Genomic DNA, 16,006 nt, shown 5'->3' on the forward strand with positions numbered 1-16,006 from the left:
CAAAGCGCAGCCATAGCTTGGCTATGGCGAGCATTTGCAACGACGAGCAGGGGGCTTTTGGCGTGATGAGCGGGCATGATCGAAATACTCTCAGCCTCTGATACCGCTACGAGGCCCGCTTCAGCCTCTGCGAGGTCTCTTCTTCCTTGATGGCGGTGCAATCGTCTTGCCGCTCCAAAAATCGATGACCTGCTTGGCCGCGTCGGCCTGAAACGACGCCACTTGACGCTTCGCTGCAGCCGTCGCCTGGCCTCGTGCCGATCCCATCACCTTGTTGGCTGAACTGAGCCAGATACTCATGAACGGATTCTTCGTTGTCCAAGGGTTGCGCATGTCATCCTCAACTCCGACCACCATGGTCGTTGCGCCAAAGCATGAGCGTAGACGTGGATGCCGTCACCGTATCGCGAGCGCGATCTCGCGTCGTCCGTGTCCTACGCGGCAAACCACATTCGTCAAGCAAGTGCTATTTGAACCCCGAACGGAGAAAGCCTCTCAGGCCCTCGCCGCATCGTTTAAAACAGAGGGTAGTCAAACACGGCGTCGCTCAGCAATTGCCGCTGCCGTTTGAGCCAGCGCTTGGTTGCCGCCACGTCCGCCAGCATGCTTATGTCGCGCTGCAGCTGGCTCAGTTCGGCACGCAACTCACGGCTGCTCTGCTCGAGTAACTGGCCCAGTTTGCGTGGGTTCGTTCCCCACCCGGGCTCCAGACCGACGTCGATCCGGAACCTCATCTCGACGCGGTCGACTTCCACTTTCAGTTCCGCCAACTGCTCGCTCAGCACCTTGTTGTAGTGCTTCAGCCGCTCGACGCTGGCGCTTGCGATGTGGTTTGAATCGATCTGCTCTATCTGCAGTTGCAGCGTCAGCAATGTGAGGAGGTCGTTGGCCGCATAGGCCTGGTTCACCTTTTGCATCAGCGCGGTCTTGACCTCGCGTTGCTGCGCATCCGTCTCGCGGTCCGGGTGCAAGGCGCTCGCTAGCTTGCGGAAGATTTCGCGCACGGACTGCGTGGCCTGCTGCGCCTCGGCTTCGCGTCGCTGCTGTGCGGCACTCTTGCGACTGCGCGCGGCCTTGGCGTCACGTTCGGCCTCTTCTGTCGCCACTCGCTCCTGCATTCCTCGCTGCATGCGTTCGAACAGGTCCGCATCGGTTCGGATCCCTTCGTCGTCGCCCAGGTCCAGGCCGGTCATGGCTTCCGCCATGTCCTTCAGGGTCCGCACCATCTCCTGCCGTTCGGTGTCGAAGTCGACCTCGGCATGCTTGGCGAACAGCGCTTCCAGCGCCTCGTCGCCGTCACACGAATGCAGCAGCTCGCCAGCCGTGTCGCACACCAGCTCGCCCAGCGTGGCGCGCTCTGCCTTGGTCCAACCTGTCCGCGCGAGCAGAGCGTCCAGCGCAAACACCCAATCCCTGCGTGCAGCTCGCAGCGCTGTCTGCTGCGGCACCAGCACTTCGATATGGGCCTGCCGATACGCGATGCTGTTGTCATGCCACGCCGCCAGCGTTTGTCGTACCTGCTCAATCTGCCGCACAAGGGTGTTGAACCGCTTCTGCTGTGGGGTCAATACGGGGCCGGCCTCGCCGAGCACGATTTGGAGGGCGTCGTTATGAGTGGTCATGGGACAGATCCAGATGCGAAGTCGCGATTGTCTATGATCGTTTGGGCATCAACGGTCCCTACGCCGATTCACAAGAGCCGCGTCCTCGCCTCCGAACAAAAGCGGATCTAGACCGCTGGCAATACCTGTTCCATGCTGCCTTTCTTGCCGGGGCCTGCTAGTGCGGAGGACAAGTTCATGTTTGCTCAGAGGCCCAAGCCCCTCACCCCAGCCCTCTCCCCGAAGGGGCGAGGGAGCAATACAGGCCAGCTCGCTGTGGGCCGCTTCGAAGTAACGCATTTCGGCTCCCTCTCCCCCGGCGGGGGGAGAGGGTTGGGGTGAGGGGTCTCGCAAAAGTCGAACCCATCTCCTCCGAACGCCGCCTTCTTCTGTCTTTGGTAAATGAATGGCTCATGAACCGATTCATCGTCGGTCCACGGATTGCGCATCTCGTCTTTGTCAGCCGTCAATGTTCCTCGTTGGGGATCACGGCAGGAAGCGCGTATTCGCGCCCAATGACGGTTCGTGCGTACAAGTAGTTCTCGCGAGCCGCATCACTCAATGCATCCAAGTCCACATGGCCGCCAGCGTCGCACGGGAATGCATAAGAATGTCCCGCGCTGAAAAGTGACTTGAAACGCAACTCGTATTGCGGTGGCTCAGAAGCCCCCCGGACCACTTCTGGTTTACCCTTCATGACCTTCCCCCGCTTATTCCACTATCAGCGAGTGGCGATAGAACCCAAGCTTTCGAGACTCGGCGTTGTCACCAAGTTCCGCGCATCGCAGTTCACATCGACATGCACTCCTAGATTGCACCTAAAACATCCTTGAGGACACCCCCTAGTACTGGGGATGAGCAGGCCTTTTGATGACCAAATGCTCGCAGCAAGTGCGCCTCGAGCTGTTCCGCGTTGAGTGAGCACTTCCCTATCCCGGGGATCGTTTGAAATTACGAAGTCACCTTGCAAGGCTTCGACTAGGGGGACAAAGATCTGCACGCGCTGCGACGCTACTATCAATTGCAGCATTTGCAATACGTGAGGGTCTGCAGCAGCGGGCTCAAAGGCATCGGAAGGTTTCTGAAAATGCCCATCGCCGACAGTGTGATGTCTCGGAGAGAACGTCAAGGTCTTCCACCCATCACTGGTGAACCTTTACGGTTGCACGGTGGGCGATTACACAAAGATCGGGACCTTTGTCGAGATCCAGAAAGACGTGATGATCGGCGCGCGATGCAAGATCTCGTCGCACACCTTTATCTGTGAAGGCGTCCGTATCGAAGACGACGTTTTTATCGGTCACGGCGTCATGTTCATCAACGACCGTTACCCACGCGCCACGAATGCCGATGGCAGCTTGCAGACCGAAGCAGACTGGAAAGTCGAAACAACCCGCGTGAAGCGCGCCGCGTCCATCGGGACGAGCGCAACCATCATGTCTGGAATCACGATTGGCGAAGGAGCGCTTATCGGCGCAGGCGCCGTCGTCACTGAAAGCGTTGCCGATTACGCAGTCGTGGCAGGAGTGCCCGCCCGCGTGATCGACGACACCAGAGCGCGCCGTTTGCGTTTGGAGGCGCTGATGCGCCGCGTCGAGCCGTGCCATGTTTGGATGTCTTGACCTCGTGCGGGCAATGATCACATTGCAATTGCCTGCGCGAAGGTCTGACACGCGTCCCGAACACGGCAGTCTATGTCCACAGCTCGAAGGGAATAACGCAGTGATCAATATTGGCATCGTCGGGTATGGGTATTGGGGGCCCAACCTCGTTCGCAACTTTGCAGAGACCCCGGAAGCCAATGTCGCTGCCGTGTCCGATGTAGACACGGCCAAGCTCGCCGTGGTGCAAAAACGATTCCCGGCAGTCAAGACCACGACTGATTTCCGCGAGCTTCTCAACGATCCGTCCATCGACGCCATCGCCATCGCGACCCCCGTCAACACGCACTTCGAACTGGCCTGGCCGCGCTTCGCGCCGGCAAGCACGTGTGGCTCGAAAAGCCGATGACGTAGACCTCGAAGCAGGCTCGACAGCTCGTCGACGAAGCGCAGCAACGCAACCGGGTCCTGCTCATCGACCACACCTTCATCTACACCGGCGCGGTGGAGAGGATGGGCGAGCTCATCAGGAACGGCGATCTTGGCCGCATCTACTACTACGACTCGATCCGCGTGACCCTCGGCTTGTTTCAGCGCGGCGTGAGCGTGATCTCGGACCTCGCGGTCCATGACTTCTCGATCCTCGACTATTTGCTGGGCGAGCACCCGGCGGCAGTGTCGGCGAGCGGCACCAACCATTTCCCCGGAACCCCGGAGAATCTCGCTTACGTGACGCTCTTCTACGAGTCGGGAACGATTGCGCACGCCAATGTCAGTTGGCTCGCACCGGTGAAGGTCCGGCAAATGCTGGTCGGCGGCAGCAAGAAGATGATCACCTACGACGGCCTCGAGCCCAGCGAGTTAATAAAGGTTTACGACAAAGGGGTGAGCTTCACCGACGATCCTGAAACGATTCAGGAAATGCGTGTGGGCTATCGCACCGGCGGCATGTGGGCGCCCAAGCTGGCGGTGACCGAGGCGCTGCGTGTCGAAGGAGAGCACTTCATCGATTGCATCGTGAACATCCCAAGACGGACGGGCAATTGGGCCTGCGGGTCGTCGAACTCATAGAGGCCGCCAGCAAGTCGATGCGCGGCAGAGGCGAAACAGTCAACATCATCCGAGAGGCAAGGCCATGATTCCATTTGCATCCGACGGCCCGCATTTCACCCCTTGCGTCGATCGGCCATAACGTTCTCATCATGGCGGGCGTCGTGATCACGAGCAACGCAGTGATTGGCAACCACGTCTGCGTGCTGCCGAACACGGTGATCCACCACGACGCCCTCATCGGCGACTGGAGTCTCGTCGGATCCAACGTCACCGTCGCGGGCAACACCGTGATCGGCGAGAACTGCTACATCGGCAGCGGGTCGAGCCTGAAGAATGGCATCACGATTGGGAACGGCGCGCTGGTCGGACTCGGCAGCAACGTCGTGCGCAGCGTGGAGTCCGGCCGGCCAGTGGCAGGCAACCCGGCTCGATCGATGGACTGAAGAGGCTGAGAGTATTTCGAACCGGCGGAGAGGAATTCCGACTTTTGCGTGTTTTAAATGCGGGAAAGTTAGATTTTTGTTGTTTCTCGTCTTCTAGAGTGCTAACTTTCTCGTATCTGAAGTACATGAAAGTTAGGCGCCATGCCCCTCCACCTCGTCGGCGAGAGCATTGACAAGACCCGCAGCCACTACCTAGCTGAGACGGGCAAGCTCGTCCAGCTGATGCGGGGCATCTACGTCGATGCCGGCGATGACATCGACCGGGTCGTGCTCGGCCATGCCGTGCGCATCGCGCGGTATCTCTATCCCAGAGCGTACCTGTCCGCCGCCAGTGCGGTGCTGCTCGGGCCGACGCCTGACGGGCGGCTCTACCTGACCGGACTACGCGTCCAGCGCACACGCATTCGGAGCCTGGAAATCGTCCAGAACAAGGCCCCCGCGCATCCCGGCGTCGCTTCCGCCGTCGTCGCCGACAGCCAGGGCGAATTCCCGGTCACGGTCTCGGCGTGGCGGCAGCGCCTCCTGGAGGCGTTTCGCCTGCGCAGCGAACACGCGGCGTCGATCGACGCGACGATGCGCGAGGCCATCGCCACACGCCTGATCCAGGAGTACGGCGATCCCAAAAGGGCTGCCGACGCAGTTTGGGCGCTGGCCCGCGAGAACGACTGGTATCGCGAAGGAGAGGGCGCAGAAAAGTACATGCTCCAACGATCGTCCTTGATCGCAACCCGCAACGAGGCGGCTTTTGTTTTGACGATCGCTTGGCATGGCGTTCCGCTTGGTGAGTTATCCCACGACGGTTTCGAATGGCGCTGGTCCCAGACCAAGGACCGCCCCGATCTCCCTCCGCTCATCCGGCAGACCACGCCGGGCCGCTTGCCACCCTTCATTGTCTCGCTGCTGCCCGAAGGCTGGCTCGAATCCGTCTTCAAGAACCCCGACGAACGCGTGCTGCTGCGCGAGGGCAAGCGGTACATGTCCAACATCACAATCGCAGAGCGGAGCGCGGAGATCGCCACCTTGCCGCCAGACATCCTCTCGACGCGGCTTTCCACCTTCATGTCCGGAGGCGTGTTCACAGGAACCTACGCAGGTCCGGGGCGCAGCGCCATCGATCATGACTTCGAACACAGACTCGCCAAACTTTTCGAGAATGCAGAAACGCCACGGCTTTCGGGCGTCCAGATCAAGGCGCCAATGTTTCTGGGCGAAGACGGTGTCCTCAAGCCTGCCACTGGATTGCCCTTCACTCACATCCTCAAGCCCGCAGGAGCGAGCGGATTCGAATCCCTGCCACTTGTCGAGTGGGTCGGTCTCGCGCTTGCACGCGGCGCCGGGCTCGATGTGCCGGACAATGCTCTTGTCACCATGCCCGATGGTCTGCTGCCAGCGTTGATTGTCGAGCGCTTCGATATCCGAACCAGTCCCCAGGACACGCTCATGCTGGCGATGGAAGACATGTGTTCGGTCCTTGGCCTCGAACCGAAGGACAAGTACGCCGGCACGATTGAACGAGTGGCACGTGCGATCCGCCCGCTATCGACCGCTCCCGAGGAGGACATGCGCCTGCTGCTGCAGCGCGCACTCTTTGCCTGGCTGATCGCGGACGGGGACATGCACCTCAAGAACCTGGCGATCCTCAAGATCGCTTATCCAGGTGAGCAGGCATTCCACTCGGTTCGTATCGCCCCCGTCTACGACACACTGGCGACCCGCGTGTTTCCTCGCCTTGCGCATGACCGTATGGCCCTTAAGCTGAACGGCAAGGACGAGAGGCTGCGCCGATCGGACTTTGTCGCCGTCGCAGTCCTTGCAGGCTTGCGCGCAGGCGACGCGAATACAGCAATCGATCAGCTTCTGCAGGCACTCAAAGTCGCAATCGACAGTCTCGTCTTTCCTTCGCAGTGTCTCTACGGCCCGAATGCTGAAGCGGTCGTGGCGAAAGTCTTCGAGCTATGCCGGGGTCGCGTGGAGTCCTTCGACTGATTGACGACGCTTGCACCTAAAACATCCTTGAGGACACCCCCTAGTATTGGGGATGCGCAGGCCTTTTATGACCAAATGCGCGCGGCAAGTGCGCCTCGAGCTGTTCCGCGTTGAGTGAGCACTCCCCTATCCCGGGGATCGTTTGAAATTCAAAATGCTCGCAAACTGCTTCCGCACACCCGAGGAGAAACCTTCATGGTGACTGTCGCAGTAGTTGGATTGGGCTATGTTGGCCTGCCGTTGGTGGTCGAGTTTGGCAAGACGACCCGCACCATCGGCTTCGATATCGTCCACGAGAAAGTGGCCAAGTGCCGCGCGGGTTCGGACCCTTCCCGCGAGATTCCGAATTCTGAGATGCGCCTCGCGGTGCATGCGGAGTACACAAGCAACCCGGAGATTCTGCGTGAGGCCGACTTCATCCTCGTGGCGGTTCCCACCCCCGTGGATAGTGCACACATTCCTGACTTCGGCCCCTTGGTCGGAGCAAGCAAGACCGTAGGACCATACCTCAAGCCTGGCGCGACCGTGGTCTACGAATCGACCGTCTACCCCGGTGCGACGGAAGAGGTCTGCATCCCCGTTCTCGAACAAACTTCGGGGCGGCAATGGAAGCGCGACTTCTTCGTCGGCTATAGCCCCGAGCGCATCAACCCAGGAGACCGGGAACACATGCTGACGAATGTGCTGAAGGTCGTGGCGGGCGATACGCCGCAGACGCTCGAAAAGGTGGCCAGCCTGTATGAAATGGTCGTCAAGCCCGGCGTTCACCGCTGCAGCAGCATCAAGGCGGCCGAGGCTTGCAAGGTCATTGAGAACACGCAGCGCGATCTCAATATTGCGCTGATGAACGAGCTGGCCATCATCTTCGAGAAGATGAACATCGACACGACGGAAGTGCTCGAAGCTGCCGGCACCAAATGGAACTTTCTGAGGTTCAAACCCGGCCTCGTCGGCGGGCATTGCATCGGAGTCGATCCGTACTACCTCACGCACAAGGCAGAAATGCTGGGCTATCACCCGCAGGTCATCACGGCGGGTCGTCGCATCAATGACGGCATGGGCAAATACATCGCCGAGCAGACCATCAAGCAGATGATCGCCAACGGCAGCTATATCAAAGGAGCCCGCGTGAACGTGCTCGGCCTCACGTTCAAGGAGAACTGTGCGGACTTGCGCAATAGCAAAGTCGTGGATGTCATCAATGAGCTGCGCAGTTTCGGCGCCGAGGTCTTCGTCCACGATCCCACCGCGGATCCTGAAGAGGCAATGCATGAGTTTGGCTTGCGTCTTCTGCCATGGGATGAACTCCCGCGCGCCGATGCAATCGTCGCCGCAGTCGGGCACAGGGAATATGACGAGTTGACCGCTGAAGACCTATGTCGCAAGGTCATCAGAGGCGGTTGTTTCATCGACGTGAAGTCTCGCTACGAGCAGGCTGCCCTGGAGCAGTGTGGCTTGCATGTCTGGCGTCTTTGATGTGGCAGATCCGGCCGCCAATACTCTTATCGAAGTCACCTTGCAAGGCTTCGACTAGGGGGACAAAGATCTGCACGCGTACGCGCTGCCACGCTACTATCAATCGCAGCATTTGCAATACCTGAGGGTCTGTAGCAACAGGCTCAAAGGCATCGGAAGGTTTCGAAAATGCCCATCGCCGACAGCGTAAAGCTCGGAGAGAACGTCAAGGTATTTCATCCATCACTGGTGAACCTTTATGGTTGCACGGTGGGCGATGACACAAAGATCGGCACCTTTGTCGAGATCCAGAAAGACGTCATGATCGGCGCGCGATGCAAGATCTCGTCGCACAGCTTCATCTGTGCGGGCGTTCATATCGAAGACGAAGTCTTCATTGGTCACGGCGTCATGTTCATCAATGACCGTTACCCACGCGCTACGAATGCCGATGGCAGCTTGCAGACCGAAGCAGACTGGAAAGTCGAAACAACCCGAGTGAAGCGCGCAGCGTCCATCGGGACGAGCGCAACCATCATGTCTGGAATCACGATTGGCGAAGGAGCGCTTATCGGCGCGGGCGCCGTCGTCACTGAAAGCGTTGCTGATTACGCAGTCGTGGCAGGAGTGCCCGCCCGCGTGATCGGCGACACCAGAGCGCGCCGCTGAGCGCGCCGTTTGCGTTGGGCGGCGCTGATGCGCCGCGTCGAGTCGTGCCATGTTTGGGTGTCTTGACCTCGTGCGGGCAATGATGACATTGCTATTGACTGTGCGAAGGGTCTGAAGAGCATTCCAAAGATGGCGGTCTTTGTCCCGCAAATCAAGGGGTACGTAAGTGATCAACATTGGCATCGTCGGGTATGGGTATTGGGGACCCAACCTGGTTCGTAATTTCGCCGAGACGCCGGGTGTCAAGGTCGCTGCCGTATCCGATCTGGACACGGACAAGCTTGCCGTGGTGCAGAGGCGATTTCCGGCAGTCAAGACCACCACTGATTTCCGCGATCTTCTCAACGATCCGTCCATAGACGCCATCGCCATTGCGACGCCTGTCGACACGCACTTCGAGCTGGCCCTGTCCGCACTTCGTGCGGGCAAGCACGTGTGGCTTGAAAAGCCCATGACGGAGACTTCAAAACAGGCACGGCAGCTTGTCGATGAAGCGCAACAACGCAATCTCGTTCTGCTGATCGACCACACCTTCATCTACACCGGCGCGGTGATAAAGATGGGCGAGCTCATCAAGAATGGCGAACTAGGGAAGATCTATTACTACGACTCGATCCGCGTGAACCTCGGCTTGTTTCAGCGCGACGTGAGCGTGATCTCGGATCTCGCAGTCCATGACTTCTCGATCCTCGACTTCCTGCTGGGTGAGCACCCAGTGGCCGTGTCCGCCGGTGGCACGAATCACTTTCCGGGAACGCCGGAGAACCTTGCCTACGTCACGCTCTACTACGAGTCGGGAACGATTGCGCACACCAATGTCAGTTGGCTCGCCCCGGTCAAGGTGCGTCAGATCCTGGTAGGCGGTAGCAAAAAGATGATCACCTACGACGACCTCGAGCCCAGCGAAAAGATCAAGGTCTACGACAAGGGGGTGAGCTTCACCGACGATCCGCAGAAGATCCAGGAGATGCGTGTCGGCTACCGAACAGGAGACATGTGGGCGCCCAAGCTGGCGCTGACCGAAGCGCTCAGCGTCGAAGGAGCGCACTTCGTCGATTGCATCACCAACGGCAAGACGCCGCAGACCGACGGACATCTCGGGCTGCGGGTCGTTGAACTGATCGAGGCCGCCAACCAGTCGATGCGGCGCAGAGGCGAAACCGTGAACATCATCCAGCGCAGGGGGCAAACATCGTGATTCCATTCATCGATCTCAAAGCGCAGTATCGAGAAGTCAAGGAAGAAGTGAACGCCGCGATACAAGGCGTCCTGGACACGTGCCAGTTCACCCTTGGCAGCGAAGTTCTAGCCTTCGAGCAGGAGTTCGCCGACTATTGCAGTGCGAAGCATGGCGTCGGCGTGAATACGGGCACAAGTGCACTGCACCTTGCGCTTCTCGCCGCTGGCGTCGGACCGGGTGACGAAGTGATCACCGTGCCCTTCACTTTCGTGGCGACGATCTCGGCAATCGATTACACGGGCGCTACGCCGGTATTGATCGACATCGACCCGGTTACCTTCACGATGGACGCGAAGGCGCTGGAGGCAGCCATCACCGAGAGAACCAAGGCAATCATTCCAGTGCACCTATACGGCCAGTCGGCTGACATGGACCCGATTCTGGAGATAGCCAAGCGATATGGCCTGACCGTCATCGAGGATGCCTGCCAAGCGCACGGCGCCGAGTACAAGGGGCGCCGCGCGGGAAGCATGGGCCACATGGCATGCTTTAGCTTCTACCCTGGAAAAAACCTGGGCGCCTACGGTGAAGGCGGCATGGTCGTCACCGACGACCCAGAATTCGCACGGACCATCCGCATGCTGCGTGATTGGGGTGCCGAGAAAAAGTACCACCACGTTCTCAAAGGCTACAACTTCCGCATGGAAGGAATACAAGGCGCCGTGCTGAGGGTGAAGCTCCGTCGGCTGGAGGCTTGGACCGAAGCACGCCGAACAGCAGCAGCGCATTACGACCGGCTCTTCGCGGGCAGCGGCGTGATGACGCCAAAGGCAATGTCATATGCACGCCACGTCTATCACATCTATGCGATTCGCACCGATCACCGGCAGGCGTGGCAAGAAGCACTGCTCGCCCAGGGGATCCAGACAGGCATCCACTATCCGACTCCGGTTCATCTTCTGCCGGCCTTTGCCGAACTTGGCTATCGTGCCGGTCAGTTCCCGCATTCGGAACAGGCAGCCCGCCAAGTCCTCTCGCTGCCGATGTTCCCGGAACTGACGCAAGGGCAGTGTGAAGAGGTCGTCTCGGCCATCAAGAATCTTGCGGAGGGGTCCGCCGAAATAGGGGAACGCATTGCGGCGCAGTCGGGCCATGCAACTCAACCCCAAGCACAGGAAGTGAAATGAAAATCCTCATCACAGGGAACATGGGCTATGTGGGCCCGAGTGTTGTCAAGCAACTGCGCAAGTCTTATCCCAATGCCACGCTGATCGGCGCGGACATAGGTTACTTCGCCCATTGCCTCACTGGTGCACGGACGCTGCCCGAAACACAGCTTGATGTGCAGCATTTCAAGGACGTGCGCAGCCTCCCGGATGAACTCGTGCGCGGGGTTGATGCCATCGTGCACCTCGCGGCGATTTCGAATGACCCCATGGGCAAGACATTTGAGGAAGTGACATTTGATGTGAACCATCGCGCCAGCGTGAACCTGGCAAAGCAGGCCAAAAGGCTAGGCGTCCAGACATTCATCTTCGCGTCGAGTTGCAGCATGTATGGCCTTGCCGACGATGCCGCGAGGACCGAAACATCGCCACTGAATCCTTTGACGGCCTATGCGAAATCGAAAGTAAGGACCGAAGAGGGACTGAAAGGTCTCGCGGACGATACCTTCAAAGTGAGCTGTCTTCGATTCGCTACCGCTTGCGGCATGAGCGATCGACTGAGGCTCGACTTGGTGGTCAATGACTTCGTCGCATGTGCGGTGTCATCGGGAAACATCACGATCTTGAGCGATGGAACGCCTTGGCGTCCGCTGATTCATGTGAAGGACATGGCTCGCGCGATCGACTGGGCGATTCAACGCGAGCGGCATCTTGGCGGGGATTTCCTCGCGGTCAATGTCGGAAGCAATGTGTGGAACTATCAAGTCAAGGATCTCGCCGCTGCCGTCGCTGCGGTAATCCCCGGAGTAGAAATATCGATCAATCAGAACGCGCCCCCCGACAGTCGTTCATACCGCGTTGACTTCTCCCTGTTCGAGTCCATGGCGCCAAAGCATCAACCGCAAGTCGATCTGATGTCCGCGATCACCGAGCTTCGCGATGGGCTTGCCACGATGGGATTCAAGGACGCCGGCTTTCGCAGCTCGAAGTACATGCGACTGGAAATCCTTCGCCAGCTCACGTCGGACGGATTGCTTGGTCCCGATCTCGAATGGACGATACGAGGTAAAGGCTAAGTCCGTTCGGGGCGCATGTACTGCCTGAATTGAACTGAGCTTTCGACTGGAGATGATTTATGAAAGTCGTGCTTTTTTGTGGTGGATTGGGAACCCGACTCGGGGAACTCACAGAGGACGTTCCAAAGCCGCTGGTGAAGATCGGATACAGACCGATCCTCTGGCACTTGATGAAGTACTACGCCAGCTATGGCCACAAAGATTTCATACTTTGTCTTGGCTACAAGGCGGACAAGATTAAGGACTACTTCCTCAATTACAACGAGTTCACCTCGAATGACTTCACCATGCTAAATGGCGGGAGAGATATTGCAGTCGGAAGATCGGATATATCAGACTGGAATATCACGTTTGTCGACACGGGCCTTCGGGCAAACATAGGGCAGCGCCTGAAAGCAGTCAAGAAGTACCTTGAGGGCGAGGACGTCTTCTTGGCAAACTATTCAGATGGCTTGACCGATCTTCATCTTCCTGATCTGATCAACTTCTTTAACAGAAGTGGCAAGGTCGCATCGTTCCTGTGTGTAAAGCCGCCGCATAGCTTTCATGTGGTGGCACTGAAAAAAGACAACCTGATCGACAGCATCGAGTACGTAAGAGATACCAACACGCTGATCAATGGTGGCTTCTTTGTGTTCAAGAAGGAGATATTCGAGTACATGAGGCCAGGTGAAGAGTTGGTGGTCGAGCCGTTTCAACGCTTGATCCACGAAGAACAGCTGATCGGTTATCCATACCCCAACTGGTGGTGCATGGATACATTCAAGGAGCATCAGGTGCTGACAGACATCTACAACGAAGGAAACGCACCCTGGGAAGTCTGGAAGACCAAAACTCTGGAGTCAGCGTAGGGGAGCAGGCGCCATGTTCGGGATTAATTTCGCACCGCTTGATGGTGCCCTGCGCATTCTGTGCCTGGGCGCGCACAGCGATGACATTGAAATAGGATGCGGGGGAACAGTGTTGAGGCTCCTTGCAGAGCACCCTCGCGCAGAAGTGCGCTGGGTCGTGTTCTCGTCCCTTGGCGAACGCGCCGATGAGGCGCGCAACAGCGCCAAGCGTTTCTTGAGAAATGCCGGAAAGAGCCAGATTGATCTCAAGGATTTTCGGGATGGCTTCATGCCGTATTCCGGAATTGAATTGAAACAATCTTTCGAGTCACTGAAGCGCGAATTCATCCCCGACTTGATTTTTACACATTACGGGCGTGATCTGCATCAGGACCACCGAATGGTTTCTGAGTTGACATGGAATACCTTCAGAAATCATATGATTCTGGAGTATGAGATCGTCAAATATGATGGAGACATCGGAAATCCGAACTTCTTCGTTCAATTGTAGAAGGCGATTTGCAGTGAGAAAGTTGGTAATCTAGTTGAGTACTTCCCATCGCAGCGAAGCAAGAGCTGGTTCTCCGAAGACACCTTTCTTGCGATGCTCCGCATCCGCGGACTGGAATGCAATGCGACCGAACGGTATGCAGAAGCATTTCATTGCCGAAAATCACGCTACTGACTCTTTCGAAGCACCCCTTGCGCAACGACAACCCTTGGAGCGGACTTGAACTATGATTTTCAAAGAAACAAAACTACGCGGCGCGTTCATCATCGATATTGATCCCCGCAAGGACGACCGCGGATTCTTCGCTCGCGCCTTTTGTCAAAACGAGTTGGTGGCTCACGGATTGAAGCCAATAATCGCGCAAGCGAACATTGCTTTCAACAAGAGCAAAGGCACGCTTCGGGGGATGCACTTTCAATATCCGCCCTTTGCCGAAACAAAAATTGTGCGATGCACCCGCGGCGCCATCCTGGACATCATTGTGGATCTTCGTCCGGAAAGCGATACCTATCTCGATCACGTCGCCGTGGAGCTTACAGCCGATAACTATCGAGCTCTTTATGTGCCCGAGCGTTTCGCGCATGGGTATCAAGCATTGGCAGATTCCACAGAGACAAGCTATCAGGTGGGCGAGTTCTATGCACCCGACTCTGAAGGCGGCCTGCACTGTCTTGATCCACGGCTTGGACTGAGGTGGCCGCTGCCGGCTGGCAACACCTCCCCGAAGGACGCGGTCTGGCCATTTCTGGACATCGCCGAGTCGGACATTCGGCGCAGGATGACTCTGTAACCATCAACGGCCGGAGTTTGTCCCACATCCACATCGCGGCCGTCGCCAGCCGCACCGGAGCACATCATGATCATCGTCGACAACGCATTGAAGACCCGCGAGCAAGCTGGTAACCCCATCCGGGTCGGCATGGTCGGCGCAGGATTCATGGGCCAGGGACTGACGAACCAGATCACGTCGAGCGTCCCCGGCATGCGAATGTCGGGGATCTATAACCGTCGACCCGAACGAGCCCGGCATGTTTATCAATACGCGGGCCGCGACGACGCGATCATGGCGAGCAGCCAAGGCATGTTCGATGACGCAGTCCGGCGTGGTCTGCCTGTGGTCGCCGAGGATCCTTACTTCATCTGCAGGTCGAGCGAAATCGACGTGGTGGTCGATGTGACCGGTTCCGTGGAGTTCGGCGCCAATGTGTTGCTCGAAGCGTTTCGACACGGAAAGCCGGCCGTCTTGATGAACGCCGAAGTCGACGCCACGATCGGCCCGATTCTTCAGGTCTACGCGCGCAAGCACGGGGTGATCCTGTCAGCCTGCGATGGCGACGAGCCCGGTGTTCAAATGAACTTGGTGCGTTGGGTGAAGGGAATGGGCTTGATTCCACGCGTCATCGGAAACGTGAAGGGTCTGCAGGACCCCTACCGCAATCCGACCACCCAGCAAGGCTGGGCGGAACGCTGGGGCCAGAATGCCGCCATGGTCACCTCGTTCGCCGATGGGTCCAAGATCAGCTTCGAGCAGTCCATCGTTGCGAACGCGACAGGCTTCAAGGTCCTGTCGCGCGGCATGTCGCGCGGCCGGAAGTACGACGGCTCGATCATGGACATTCAAAGCCTCTACAACCTTGACGAGCTACGTTCCGTCGGAGGCATCATCGACTACACGGTTGGGCCGTCAGGTGTGAAGGTTTTTTGCTTGGCAGAGCACACCGACCCCAAGCAAAGGCACTATCTCAATTTATACAAGATGGGTGAGGGGCCGCTATACCCATTCTGGATTCCGTATCACTTGGTTCACTTCGAAGCTCCGTTTGCAATCGCACGGGTTGTGCTGTTCGGAGACGGATTGGCCCCGCCCTTGGCCGGTCCGGTAGTGGAGGTTTGCGCCGTGGCCAAGCGAGATATCGCAGCGGGCGAAGTGCTGGATGAATACGGGATGTACATGACTTATGGGGAAGCGGTCAATGCTGAGGAGATGAGCAAGAACCGCTATCTCCCCGAAGGCTTGGTCGAGGGATGTCGGGTCAAGCATGCTATTGCGCAAGATTCCGTGCTGACCTATGACGACGTTGTGCTTCCGCCTGGGCGAATTGCCGACAAGCTGCGGGCCGAACAGTATCTTCACTTCCATGGAGAGCGGTGGTTGCACGAACATCTGCATATGGAAAGCGAATCGAATTCACGCGTTGTGGCTAACGCGGCGGCATAGAGTCCTTTCGGCCGGAGCGTCGTCGACCTACCAGCCTTCCTCTTTCAAGGGGCTTGCGATGTATTGCTCCCTCTCGCTCCGGGAGCTGACCTTTACGTACGCTGGACACACGGAAGGGCCGTTGGAGCAAATTTTTCCCCTACGAGGTTTGAAGAAGGCGGGGTTGACGCATGACAAGTTCATGTTTGCTCAGAGGCCCAGGCCCCTCACCCCAGCC

The 16,006-nt window shown here is 58.1% G+C and carries 16 protein-coding genes and 1 pseudogene; 15 read left to right on the forward strand and 2 right to left on the reverse strand.

Translation table 11 applies throughout. From position 1 onward, the window contains the following. Positions 1-120: 120 nt before the first annotated feature. Together AC30NL_RS21740 and AC30NL_RS21745 are read right to left on the reverse strand one after the other, a co-directional pair. The gene (locus tag AC30NL_RS21740) at positions 121-300 is read right to left on the reverse strand and encodes a hypothetical protein (RefSeq protein ID WP_489466069.1); all 180 of its coding nucleotides are present in this window, start codon (positions 298-300) and stop codon (positions 121-123) included. Positions 301-515: 215 nt separating this feature from the next. After that, positions 516-1,622, reverse strand: coding sequence for a J domain-containing protein (locus AC30NL_RS21745; protein ID WP_489466070.1), 1,107 nt, complete (start codon positions 1,620-1,622; stop codon positions 516-518). Positions 1,623-2,770: 1,148 nt separating this feature from the next. Here AC30NL_RS21745 and AC30NL_RS21750 point away from each other — a divergent pair. The 15 genes and pseudogenes from AC30NL_RS21750 to AC30NL_RS21820 form a co-directional block, all read left to right on the forward strand. After that, positions 2,771-2,815, forward strand: a pseudogene (locus tag AC30NL_RS21750) (hypothetical protein); the annotation flags it as partial. A 6-nt stretch (positions 2,816-2,821) separates the two neighbouring features. Continuing rightward, positions 2,822-3,223, forward strand: coding sequence for an acyltransferase (locus tag AC30NL_RS21755; RefSeq protein ID WP_489466084.1), 402 nt, complete (start codon positions 2,822-2,824; stop codon positions 3,221-3,223). A 100-nt stretch (positions 3,224-3,323) separates the two neighbouring features. Further along, on the forward strand, positions 3,324-3,611 hold the full coding sequence (locus tag AC30NL_RS21760) for a Gfo/Idh/MocA family protein (RefSeq protein WP_489466071.1): 288 nt from the start codon (positions 3,324-3,326) through the stop codon (positions 3,609-3,611). Between the two features lie 104 nt (positions 3,612-3,715). Continuing rightward, positions 3,716-4,273: a Gfo/Idh/MocA family protein gene (locus AC30NL_RS21765; protein WP_489466072.1), complete on the forward strand. Its 558-nt coding sequence runs from the start codon at positions 3,716-3,718 to the stop codon at positions 4,271-4,273. Between the two features lie 74 nt (positions 4,274-4,347). After that, positions 4,348-4,698: a DapH/DapD/GlmU-related protein gene (locus tag AC30NL_RS21770; protein ID WP_489466073.1), complete on the forward strand. Its 351-nt coding sequence runs from the start codon at positions 4,348-4,350 to the stop codon at positions 4,696-4,698. Between the two features lie 141 nt (positions 4,699-4,839). Continuing rightward, on the forward strand, positions 4,840-6,684 hold the full coding sequence (locus AC30NL_RS21775) for a type II toxin-antitoxin system HipA family toxin (RefSeq protein ID WP_489466074.1): 1,845 nt from the start codon (positions 4,840-4,842) through the stop codon (positions 6,682-6,684). A 195-nt stretch (positions 6,685-6,879) separates the two neighbouring features. Continuing rightward, positions 6,880-8,160, forward strand: a complete 1,281-nt coding sequence (locus AC30NL_RS21780; protein ID WP_489466075.1) for a nucleotide sugar dehydrogenase — start codon at positions 6,880-6,882, stop codon at positions 8,158-8,160. 168 nt (positions 8,161-8,328) lie between these two features. Beyond that, positions 8,329-8,808, forward strand: a complete 480-nt coding sequence (locus AC30NL_RS21785) for an acyltransferase (RefSeq protein ID WP_489466076.1) — start codon at positions 8,329-8,331, stop codon at positions 8,806-8,808. A 166-nt stretch (positions 8,809-8,974) separates the two neighbouring features. Further along, positions 8,975-10,006 carry a Gfo/Idh/MocA family protein gene (locus tag AC30NL_RS21790; RefSeq protein ID WP_489466077.1) on the forward strand — a complete coding sequence of 344 codons (1,032 nt, stop codon included), beginning with the start codon at positions 8,975-8,977 and terminating at the stop codon, positions 10,004-10,006. Then, a complete protein-coding gene (locus AC30NL_RS21795) occupies positions 10,003-11,175 on the forward strand; it encodes a DegT/DnrJ/EryC1/StrS family aminotransferase (protein WP_489466078.1) in 1,173 nt (390 codons plus the stop codon). Before AC30NL_RS21790 ends, AC30NL_RS21795 begins: the two co-directional genes overlap by 4 nt. Beyond that, a complete protein-coding gene (locus AC30NL_RS21800) occupies positions 11,172-12,230 on the forward strand; it encodes an NAD-dependent epimerase/dehydratase family protein (protein ID WP_489466079.1) in 1,059 nt (352 codons plus the stop codon). The genes AC30NL_RS21795 and AC30NL_RS21800 overlap by 4 nt, the downstream gene beginning before the upstream one ends. Before the next feature lie 59 nt (positions 12,231-12,289). Continuing rightward, positions 12,290-13,081, forward strand: coding sequence for a sugar phosphate nucleotidyltransferase (locus AC30NL_RS21805; protein WP_489466080.1), 792 nt, complete (start codon positions 12,290-12,292; stop codon positions 13,079-13,081). Positions 13,082-13,094: 13 nt separating this feature from the next. Then, a complete protein-coding gene (locus tag AC30NL_RS21810) occupies positions 13,095-13,571 on the forward strand; it encodes a PIG-L deacetylase family protein (protein ID WP_489466081.1) in 477 nt (158 codons plus the stop codon). A 226-nt stretch (positions 13,572-13,797) separates the two neighbouring features. Next, entirely contained in the window at positions 13,798-14,361 is a 564-nt protein-coding gene (locus AC30NL_RS21815) for a dTDP-4-dehydrorhamnose 3,5-epimerase family protein (protein ID WP_489466082.1), read from the forward strand. A 66-nt stretch (positions 14,362-14,427) separates the two neighbouring features. After that, positions 14,428-15,789, forward strand: coding sequence for an NAD(P)H-dependent oxidoreductase (locus AC30NL_RS21820; protein ID WP_489466083.1), 1,362 nt, complete (start codon positions 14,428-14,430; stop codon positions 15,787-15,789). Positions 15,790-16,006 lie beyond the last annotated feature (217 nt).

The organism is Rhizobacter sp., assembly GCA_021153565.1.
Classification (GTDB): Bacteria; Pseudomonadota; Gammaproteobacteria; order Burkholderiales; family Burkholderiaceae_C; genus Albitalea.

What these genes read in the sequence shown, in the direction of transcription:
- AC30NL_RS21815 (WP_489466082.1), top strand. Translation starts at nt 13,798, where the DNA reads ATGATTTTCAAAGAAACAAAACTACGCGGCGCGTTCATCATCGATATT.
- AC30NL_RS21765 (WP_489466072.1), top strand. Translation starts at nt 3,716, where the DNA reads ATGGGCGAGCTCATCAGGAACGGCGATCTTGGCCGCATCTACTACTAC.
- AC30NL_RS21775 (WP_489466074.1), top strand. Translation starts at nt 4,840, where the DNA reads ATGCCCCTCCACCTCGTCGGCGAGAGCATTGACAAGACCCGCAGCCAC.
- AC30NL_RS21780 (WP_489466075.1), top strand. Translation starts at nt 6,880, where the DNA reads ATGGTGACTGTCGCAGTAGTTGGATTGGGCTATGTTGGCCTGCCGTTG.
- AC30NL_RS21800 (WP_489466079.1), top strand. Translation starts at nt 11,172, where the DNA reads ATGAAAATCCTCATCACAGGGAACATGGGCTATGTGGGCCCGAGTGTT.
- AC30NL_RS21785 (WP_489466076.1), top strand. Translation starts at nt 8,329, where the DNA reads ATGCCCATCGCCGACAGCGTAAAGCTCGGAGAGAACGTCAAGGTATTT.
- AC30NL_RS21740 (WP_489466069.1), bottom strand. Translation starts at nt 300, where the DNA reads ATGAGTATCTGGCTCAGTTCAGCCAACAAGGTGATGGGATCGGCACGA.
- AC30NL_RS21810 (WP_489466081.1), top strand. Translation starts at nt 13,095, where the DNA reads ATGTTCGGGATTAATTTCGCACCGCTTGATGGTGCCCTGCGCATTCTG.
- AC30NL_RS21820 (WP_489466083.1), top strand. Translation starts at nt 14,428, where the DNA reads ATGATCATCGTCGACAACGCATTGAAGACCCGCGAGCAAGCTGGTAAC.
- AC30NL_RS21755 (WP_489466084.1), top strand. Translation starts at nt 2,822, where the DNA reads ATGATCGGCGCGCGATGCAAGATCTCGTCGCACACCTTTATCTGTGAA.
- AC30NL_RS21805 (WP_489466080.1), top strand. Translation starts at nt 12,290, where the DNA reads ATGAAAGTCGTGCTTTTTTGTGGTGGATTGGGAACCCGACTCGGGGAA.
- AC30NL_RS21745 (WP_489466070.1), bottom strand. Translation starts at nt 1,622, where the DNA reads ATGACCACTCATAACGACGCCCTCCAAATCGTGCTCGGCGAGGCCGGC.